This window comes from Blautia sp. An249, assembly GCF_002159835.1.
In the GTDB taxonomy this organism is placed as follows: domain Bacteria; phylum Bacillota; class Clostridia; order Lachnospirales; family Lachnospiraceae; genus Blautia_A; species Blautia_A avistercoris.
This window is the reverse complement of the sequence record NZ_NFJL01000040.1, coordinates 1-7,818: the sequence shown is the minus strand read 5'-3', so window position 1 is coordinate 7,818 and position 7,818 is coordinate 1. Positions and strand designations below refer to the sequence as shown.

Annotated in this window: 9 protein-coding genes and 1 pseudogene; 3 read left to right on the top strand and 7 right to left on the bottom strand. The window is 46.4% G+C overall.

Annotated elements, in window-relative coordinates; genetic code table 11:
- Nucleotides 1–219: DUF4316 domain-containing protein (locus tag B5F53_RS19055; protein WP_140398286.1), on the top strand; the 219-nt coding region annotated here is incomplete at its 5' end.
- 51 nt (nt 220–270) lie between these two features.
- On the opposite strand, the gene B5F53_RS19050 is transcribed toward B5F53_RS19055, so the two are convergent.
- The 3 genes and pseudogenes from B5F53_RS19050 to B5F53_RS19040 all read right to left on the bottom strand — a co-directional run bounded on the left by B5F53_RS19050 (nt 271) and on the right by B5F53_RS19040 (nt 3,440).
- Nucleotides 271–1,113 (bottom strand): Abi family protein, encoded by an 843-nt coding sequence (locus tag B5F53_RS19050; RefSeq protein ID WP_242970376.1) that lies wholly within the window; start codon nt 1,111–1,113, stop codon nt 271–273.
- Nucleotides 1,114–1,403: 290 nt separating this feature from the next.
- Nucleotides 1,404–3,025, bottom strand: a pseudogene (locus B5F53_RS19045) (relaxase/mobilization nuclease domain-containing protein).
- A complete protein-coding gene (locus tag B5F53_RS19040; protein ID WP_087227016.1) occupies nt 2,997–3,440 on the bottom strand; it encodes a plasmid mobilization protein in 444 nt (147 codons plus the stop codon). Before B5F53_RS19040 ends, B5F53_RS19045 begins: the two are co-directional and overlap by 29 nt.
- 448 nt (nt 3,441–3,888) lie before the next feature.
- Between B5F53_RS19040 and B5F53_RS19035 the strand changes: the two genes are divergently transcribed.
- Nucleotides 3,889–4,062: a transposon-transfer assisting family protein gene (locus B5F53_RS19035; RefSeq protein WP_087227014.1), complete on the top strand. Its 174-nt coding sequence runs from the start codon at nt 3,889–3,891 to the stop codon at nt 4,060–4,062.
- 98 nt (nt 4,063–4,160) lie between these two features.
- Here the strand turns inward: B5F53_RS19035 and B5F53_RS19030 are convergent, their stop codons facing one another.
- From B5F53_RS19030 to B5F53_RS19015, 4 genes are all read right to left on the bottom strand, one after another.
- A complete protein-coding gene (locus tag B5F53_RS19030; RefSeq protein ID WP_087227012.1) occupies nt 4,161–4,571 on the bottom strand; it encodes an ester cyclase in 411 nt (136 codons plus the stop codon).
- 68 nt (nt 4,572–4,639) lie between these two features.
- Nucleotides 4,640–5,014 carry a hypothetical protein gene (locus B5F53_RS19025; protein ID WP_087227010.1) on the bottom strand — a complete coding sequence of 125 codons (375 nt, stop codon included), beginning with the start codon at nt 5,012–5,014 and terminating at the stop codon, nt 4,640–4,642.
- Between the two features lie 155 nt (nt 5,015–5,169).
- Nucleotides 5,170–6,468, bottom strand: a complete 1,299-nt coding sequence (locus B5F53_RS19020) for a sensor histidine kinase (protein ID WP_087227008.1) — start codon at nt 6,466–6,468, stop codon at nt 5,170–5,172.
- The gene (locus B5F53_RS19015; protein WP_087227004.1) at nt 6,461–7,153 is read right to left on the bottom strand and encodes a response regulator transcription factor; all 693 of its coding nucleotides are present in this window, start codon (nt 7,151–7,153) and stop codon (nt 6,461–6,463) included. The genes B5F53_RS19020 and B5F53_RS19015 overlap by 8 nt, the downstream gene beginning before the upstream one ends.
- Nucleotides 7,154–7,318: 165 nt before the next feature.
- Here B5F53_RS19015 and B5F53_RS19010 point away from each other — a divergent pair, with 165 nt between their 5' ends.
- Complete coding sequence (locus B5F53_RS19010) at nt 7,319–7,810, top strand: hypothetical protein (RefSeq protein WP_087227001.1); 492 nt, start codon at nt 7,319–7,321, stop codon at nt 7,808–7,810.
- Nucleotides 7,811–7,818: the final 8 nt, after the last annotated feature.

Below are 7,818 nucleotides of genomic sequence, written 5' to 3'. Positions count from 1 at the left end.
AACGGGGAATATCTTAGGAGCGCCGAGATAACAGAAGAACAAAACTACAATATGATCGACGGACGGATGAATAACCTTCCGCCAAAACCACGGAAAATTGGGAAGCGTATCTCTGTCCTGGATCGGCTCCATCTGAAGCAGGCCGAGATTGCGGGAAAAAGTGGGAGAGCAGCGCCGCAGATGGCGGCAGAGGAAGATTTGGAGCGGAGAAAGAAATAAAATGGGAGGAAGATGTTGGCCTTATTGCGGCGGCATCTTCCTCTTTTTCTTTTAAGGGGTTATCCGGCAACGGGAAATATCTTTCCAATTTGCAGGAAAACCCATATGCTCTAAAAGTTCAGATTCTGTAATATGTATCAGTTTTTTGCTGCTTTTTCCAATCGCAACGGTCAGCTTTCTTTTAAATGAATAGAAATCTTCTTTTGGCAGAAGGTAGCGGAACGCAATCACAACAGCGAATAAATCATTTTTTCCGTATACATACTGAATACCGTTTTTAGGGATAGACAGATTTTGGTGTAATGGAAGGTCGGAGATATTATCGATTGTCCGGTAGGTAAATAGTCTTTCTCCGTGAGCGCATACATTTCTGAATTTTGTCAATACGGACAAAAACTGTTCTAGCTGACGCTGGTTGATAATTCCAAAATCTTTGCAAATCTTTGAACGCAGAGACTGCGGAAATACTTTGTACATCTTTGATAAATTTCCGAAAGTCAACACATTGATTAGTACCCATAATGGGATATTCCCATAAGTAGTCCGGTAATAGTTGATATAAACATAGTCAGTGGTTGTGACTGCTCTTTGCAAAGTGGCCATCAGGCGTACAATAATTTTCTGATTTTGGCGGTTGTTGTTGTAATTGTGCCGATCCAGATAAGCCGTCTGCGCTTCGCCATATTTTTCTGAAAAATAATAGGACATGAGAGAACGTAAATGACGCTCAATCTGAAGCAGGTATTTGAAAAAAAGTTCCCGCAGTTCAGAGTCAAAATCATAAAGAGCCACGATTTCATCAAAGGTAGTTCCGTCTTTATATTTCTTTGTCAGCGGTATCCGGAATAAATGTTTGTAACCGCCGAATAAAGGAAAGTATCCAATTCTTTTCAAAATTTCTCAGCAGATTGAGGGTCAGATATGACAAGATGTTTTTCATTTTTCAGAAGGTCAATCTGCTCGGAAAAGGTCGTAAAAGTTTTTTGTGATGCCATTTTGTTCTCCTTAAAATAAAAGAGGGAGAGACCCGCAGGTTCTCCCCCGGTCACGGGCTTCGCAAGTTTCCGTAACACGATCACTGAACTAAATATAGCAAAACTGACGCAAAAAGTCAATCCCGCAATTTAGCTCTATTTTAAGTATATGCACACTTAAAATAATAATGCAGAGAAATCGTCTCATTTCTATGAACGAGTATTTTCTCTATCCTGTTCTGCCTGCCGGGAAAGGTCTTTCCCCAGGATGGCAGCCACATTTGCCTGCACGGTCTTTAGCTCTTTTTCATGGCTACGGAGTTTCTGGTAGGCTTCGTACTGACTGTCCTTCTGTGCCTGAAGATCTTCTTTTTCCGTTTTCAGCGCTTTCATGGAAGGCAGCTTTCCGCCGTCTGTGTGTTCCTTCAGCACTTTCCGGGCCGTCTCATAGAGCGTGATTTCAGACTGATGTTTCTGACGGAACTTCTTTTTATTCTTAGAGCCGAGATATTGCATTTATTAGCAAGGTACTGTCCGGTGTAATGGATTTGTGCATTGACGCTTTTCAAGTCCTGCTCTGTCTTGCGGAGTGCTTTTCGCATTTGGGAAGCCTGGGTTTGCGCCTTTTGGAAAGCGTCTGCTAAATCGTCCTCGCTCTGATACCCATGCTCCTGTATGTAAGCGACGGTTTTGGCCATCTGCTGTAAATTGGACAGCTTTACCTTCCTGGCATAAGCTGCACTCTGCTGTGCTTTGACGCAGCTCTGCAGATCCGTGACAAGACGGAGGTTGGATTTGATAAACAGGAAAGTCGGCAGTCCGGCAGAAGCATTTTCATGGAAGTTCGCATTTTTCTCCAATACGGACAGCAGATGCGCTTTCTCATAACGGGTTCCCAGGTTCCTTCCGGTAATCGCCTTATTTCGTTCCGGATGCAGATAGCTGAACCGGCCACGGCTGACTTTGAAGGAAATCCGATACTTTTCCCATAAGAAGTTTTGAAATTCCTCCAAAGAAGCGCAGGATGCCGCCGCTTCGTCGATGGCGCTGCGGAGAAAATCTTTCTGCGTCTCGAAAGTCGTTTTTCGGGGAGTAATGCCCTCCGATGCCATCTTTCGGTTTCGTTCCTCCATCTTTTTCTGCCCCCTGCGTCTTGCCTGATATTCCCGGTCAGTGACTTTCTTTTCTGCAGGAGCGAACAGGTCTACCTGATGAAGCTGTTCCCGATGGCAGAGATCCATCACTTCCTGCTTCAGATAATTCAGGTAATCGTTGGTAAGATGGTGCTTGTAACCGGAATGGGAATCACAGGGGCGCTGGATGTCCAGTGGACATCCGTTTAGCGCCGACCGGAGCGGATGCGTAGACCGCTCCATAAAGTCCTGACGCTCCACATCATATTTCCTTACGCTGTTGATCACGATATGTACATGAATGTTGCCGCTTTCATTGCTGCCGTCCGTGTGGGTACAGACGAGAGCCTGGTGGCCGTGGAAATTTTTCCGAGCATACTCTAAGCCGAGCTGCTGCGCCCGTTCCCCGGTAAGTCCATCCTCTGTGTCTTTCGGGTCGAAGCTGATGATGTAATGGTGGGATTTGATGTCATCATAATTTTGGTTTTTTCTGCACTGTGCATTTAATTCCTTACATTCCATATCGAAGGTAAAGGGATCGCAGTTGATGCCATCCAGATAATATTCCTCACGGGGGATAAGCCTTCCATCTTCATCCAGAATAGGTTTCCCGGTATATTCATCATACTGGAACATGAGATAACGCTGCGCTTCCCCGTAATCGGCATTTTTACTTGCGATGTGTTTCAGGATTGCCATGTGTACCTCCCGTGTTGCCTTCGCCTGCTTCGGAATTTTCGGCGGCGGAGAGCAAATCACCTGCCAGTTTCAGCACTTCATATTTCATTTCATAAATATCCGCCAGCCCCCGGTTGATGGCTTTCCGCATTTCCTGGGAATGGATGCCGCCGCTGTTAAAGTGACGGGCAATCTGGTTTAGATTACTTCCGATTTTTCCGAGCTGTGCTGTCATTTTTTTGATTTCCGGCAAATCGGCCACAAGCTCATATTTGATTTTGACCTGTTTCCCCGTGACCAGCCTGCGGCTGTATTCCGCCAGCGGCAGATGGGCGGCTTTCGCATGGGAGGAGACAAGTTCGTATTCCGTATCTGTGAGACGGAGCATAACCGGATGGGTGTGACGCAACGCTTTGTCTTTCTTTGGTCTTGCCATAAATCTTCCTTTCCTTATATTACCCGTGGCAGTCTCTGCCATGCTGCGACTATGTAAATAGGAGCCATACAGCACATGGGAAATGTGCAGCATCGAGGGTATGGGGGTGCTGGATGTCCGGCGGACATCCGTTTAGCACGGACCGGAGCGGAGCGTAGACCGAAATCCCCATCAAGATTGCCGGGGAACCAAAAGCCATGAAATGGGTTTTGAGTTACGCAGGTGAATCTTGCTCTTAAAAAAGTAGAAAACCTCTTATAATAAAAGCCGATTAGGTAGTGTATAAGGTCAGAAAAAAGAAAATATATTTATGTGGAAATAAAATTTGTATAATTGAATGAGATATAATAAAGCCTCCATCTGAAAGCAGCTATCCGAAACAAAACAGACCCAGGCCCCGAAAAAGGCCCCGGCCAGAAGCAAGTCAAACGAATTGGAGGTATGAGAAATGTATTTTACCGTGGAGGAAGAAAACCTGATCTGTCTGTATCACAAGAGCGACCGGCGCAGGACGGCGGCTGTCCGGGCGGCTATGCCGGATATGGACGAGGAAATGCGGGCGCTGGCCCGCCAGACACTTGATAAGCTGGACACCATGAGCGATGCCGACTTTGAGGCGTAGCGGTTCCAGCTTACGGACGAATAAGCAACTACAAGCGAAGTGCCGGGCGCGGGGGCTGTTTGGCCTCTGCGCCCGGCGCTTTCTTTATAAACTCGGATTTATACAGATTGAATTAAGTGGTGTTCAAAAAAAGTTTCAAAGGTATTTGTAGCACCGCCATGTTCTACAATTTTTCCATCTATAACTTTATCAATATCCACCCCTGTGATTTCCAAAATCTTATTTGTGGGTGTTATTCCGAGAAAGTCTCCCGCATGAGTACCTTTCATAATAAATTCTGAAATAACATAATCGTCTGCTTCATATTGACGGATAATTTTCATAGTGTAATCAGGATAAGTCTTTTTCAACGCTAGTAGGTGTTCTTTCATTCCGTCTATTCCTATGAACATTTCTTTTTCTCCAATCCTTTGAACACAGTTCTCTGATATATATTTAGAGATTTCATCAAGTAAATTATCCGAAATAATAACTTCATAGAAATATTTTACAATATCCTTATTTTTCATGCAAAACCCCCTTAAATTTCAATTTTTACAGTTTGATAAGCTAGGATTTGCTGATTTGTTCCAGTAAATCACTCCGCACTTTCTACTACGAATTTTACGCTTCCCTTTGCTTTTTCTCCTGTTACTGTTACTGTATATGTTCCGCTTTCTTTTACCTCAACATCAAAGTCTACTGAAAAGAAAATGCCTTCACTCTCAGCGATAGGTTCATCATCATTTTTCTGAATTTTATATGATAACTGTCCGTCCTCAATTACAATTTCCGTATGAATGGTATCCCCAGCTTCAACAACTAAATCTTGAGAATCAGTAGTATTAAACGCTGTATATTCCATAATTAGTTGCTTGTCATTTCCTGTTCTGCTTCCATTGAAGTCTGGTGAACAGGCTGTTAGTGATGTGAGTATAAATATAACACTAAAAATAGTTATAATTTTTTTCATTATCTTACCTCCACAACTTCCAATTTGTTTTATTTTATCATTTCAGAATAATACCTGTCTATATATGAGTGTTCTGTTGTGCGTGTCTGCTGCACAGAATAATGGTTTCTAAAAGTCGTCTCTTTGTGACATATACCAAGTATTCCGAAAGCCTGTTATTTTATCGGCAATGTCAGGAAGAAGGTCGCCCCTCCGCCGGGAGTATCTTCAAATCCGATCCTCCCTGCCAGTATCTTCGCCAGTTCTTCCGCGATGCTCAGTCCCAGGCCAAAGTGGGATTTATCCGTATGGGATTTATCCGCGCGGTAGAACCGGTCGAAAATGAACGGCTGATCCGCCTTGGCAATCCCTTTCCCGTGGTCTGCCACCAGAAAAGTCAGCTCTTTGGTGGTCTGTCTGGTCTGGATTTCGATGCTGCTGTTTTCCAGGGAGTAGGAGACGGCATTATCCAGAAAGATGCTTAAGATCTGGTACAGGCGCTCCTGATCGGTATCAAGGCGTGGATACTCTGTCTCTTCCAGAGCCAGCTTAAGCTGAATGGATTTCCCCTTGCATATCGGTTCGTAAGCCTCGAACAGTGTGATCAGTAGGGTATCAATATTTATCTTCTGCCTGTGGACCGTCCACTTGTCGGCATCAGAGGAGGCGAGCAGCAGCATATCCCGAACGAGCTTTGACATCCGCATACATTCTGTATCAATCACGTTTAGATGGTTCTGGATCTGGGGCTCCTGTCCGCCGATGGTTTCTATCGCCTCAGAGTTTGCCATGATGACGGCTAAAGGAGATTTCAGCTCGTGGGAAGCGGCTGCAACAAAGTCTTTCTGTCCTTTCAACACGCGTTCGGTTGGATCAAATGCCCGGCGCAGGAGGAAACGGCTCACTAACAGGATACAGCCAAACGCCAGCAGCCAGATACTGCCGTAGGCAGGAAGCTGCCGGAGCAGGAGCTCCCGGATGGAGGTCTGTTCATAAAACAGCACCAGAGAGTACCACTGTCCCGACTTTGTGCTGATGACCGCAGGGATCACGTAATAACGGTCATGGCTGTTTCCCTCGATTTCTCCGTAACCGCCCTGGTCTGTTATTTTCGGCAGATCCCCATGGTCTCCAGCGGAAACCATGTCGATACTCTCCTGGGCGATTTCCCCCAGTGTGCCAAAGTCTGTACGGGTGTCCGGACTGCTCTGGTATAGGACTTGCCCGGTGCCATTTTTTAAAATGGCATACACATTCATTTCCCGTTCGTAATCAGAGAGCAGGTCTTCCGGTCCTGAGGCGTCCGCCTCCAGTTGATAAATGATCAGGGAAGCCATGCGCTGGATGTAAGAAACATCCGCCATCTGGCTTGCCTGCCAGGTATTCCAGAAAGAAAATCCCAGGATCAAAGAGACAACTGCCATAAAGATAACAACGAGGAAGATCCGCAACCGGGTTTGTAATTGTTTAAGCATGGGCTGATCCCTCCAATCGGTAGCCTGTGCCGTAGATCGTCTTGATTTCGCAGGCGCTTTTCAGCTCCCGGAGCCGTTTTCGGAGGAAGGAAATGTAATTGTCCACGTTTCCCGGCTCGATCTCAGAATCACTGCCCCATACTTTAAGGACAAGCTGCTCCCTTGAAAAGACGGTTCCCGGATGCTGGATAAAGGCACTGAGAAGCTCCGTCTCTCTTGCGGTCAGTGTCAGCTCATGGTTTTTGCAGGTGACAAGGCGGGCGGAAGCATCCAGGTGAAGATCTCCATAGGAAAGTACCTGGGTTTCCTGCATTTTCCCAGGGCGGCGTGTCAAGGCACGCACTCTTGCCAGGAGTTCCCGGATATGGAAGGGCTTTACCAGATAATCATCCGCGCCGCCGTCCAGTCCGTCAATCCGGTCGTCCAGAGCGGACATTCCGGTAATAATGATCACCGGGATCTGGATATCCTTCCGCCGCATGGCTTTTATGATGGTCAGGCCGTCTATGACAGGCAGCATACGGTCTACGATGGCAAGGTCATAGCCGTAGTCCTTATTCAGCGCGTACAGCATTCCCGTTTCCCCGTCGCTTAAGCAGTCCACAGAATAACCGTTTCGGATCAGCTCCTGCTGGATGGCACTGCTAAGGTCCATGTCATCTTCGAGAAGTAATACTTTTATCATAATGGATGTCTCCTTCTTATTAATATTGTCTCCAGATAACAGTATAGCAGAGAAACCTTCTAAAAGTTCTCTAAAAAAAGATGGAAAATGGATTCTGTTTTTGAGGAGTTTTAGAGAGGTTCTTCTGTATGATGGGACTGCAAAAACGAAAAGGAGATGATGGAAATGAAACACAGAAAAAAAGGAATCACAATTTTACTTCTGGTCTGCACTCTTGCCCTGGCAGGATGCGGCAGCTCCCATACCGGAGAGGGTACGGGAGGAAACGCTCCTGCACGTACTAGCCAGAATGCGGACACAGATTCATCCGGAAAAGGAAGCGGGGATGAGCTGTTGGACAATGCTGCTTTAAAAGGAACGGTATCCGATTTCCAGGAGGGGAGCTTCCAGGTAATCCCCACCCAGGACAAAGACCATGGGCAGACGGCAGTGGAGGCTGCGCCCGGCATGGAAAGTGGGATGGAGAGTACAACGGTTTCCTACGGGGAGGACTGTACGTTCCAGATCGCCGTTTTTAACAGTGAGACAGGGGATGTACGCTTTGAGGATGCCGCGGCTTCCCAGGTGAAGAAGAGTACCGGAGTTGCTGTTTATGGCGAGACACAGGAGAACGGGGAGATCCGTGCCACAAAGGTCTATATTACCCGGTATGAGTAAGGAAGGAG

What these genes read in the sequence shown, in the direction of transcription:
- B5F53_RS19040 (WP_087227016.1), bottom strand. Translation starts at nt 3,440, where the DNA reads ATGGCAAGACCAAAGAAAGACAAAGCGTTGCGTCACACCCATCCGGTT.
- B5F53_RS19035 (WP_087227014.1), top strand. Translation starts at nt 3,889, where the DNA reads ATGTATTTTACCGTGGAGGAAGAAAACCTGATCTGTCTGTATCACAAG.
- B5F53_RS19030 (WP_087227012.1), bottom strand. Translation starts at nt 4,571, where the DNA reads ATGAAAAATAAGGATATTGTAAAATATTTCTATGAAGTTATTATTTCG.
- B5F53_RS19025 (WP_087227010.1), bottom strand. Translation starts at nt 5,014, where the DNA reads ATGAAAAAAATTATAACTATTTTTAGTGTTATATTTATACTCACATCA.
- B5F53_RS19020 (WP_087227008.1), bottom strand. Translation starts at nt 6,468, where the DNA reads ATGCTTAAACAATTACAAACCCGGTTGCGGATCTTCCTCGTTGTTATC.
- B5F53_RS19015 (WP_087227004.1), bottom strand. Translation starts at nt 7,153, where the DNA reads ATGATAAAAGTATTACTTCTCGAAGATGACATGGACCTTAGCAGTGCC.
- B5F53_RS19010 (WP_087227001.1), top strand. Translation starts at nt 7,319, where the DNA reads ATGAAACACAGAAAAAAAGGAATCACAATTTTACTTCTGGTCTGCACT.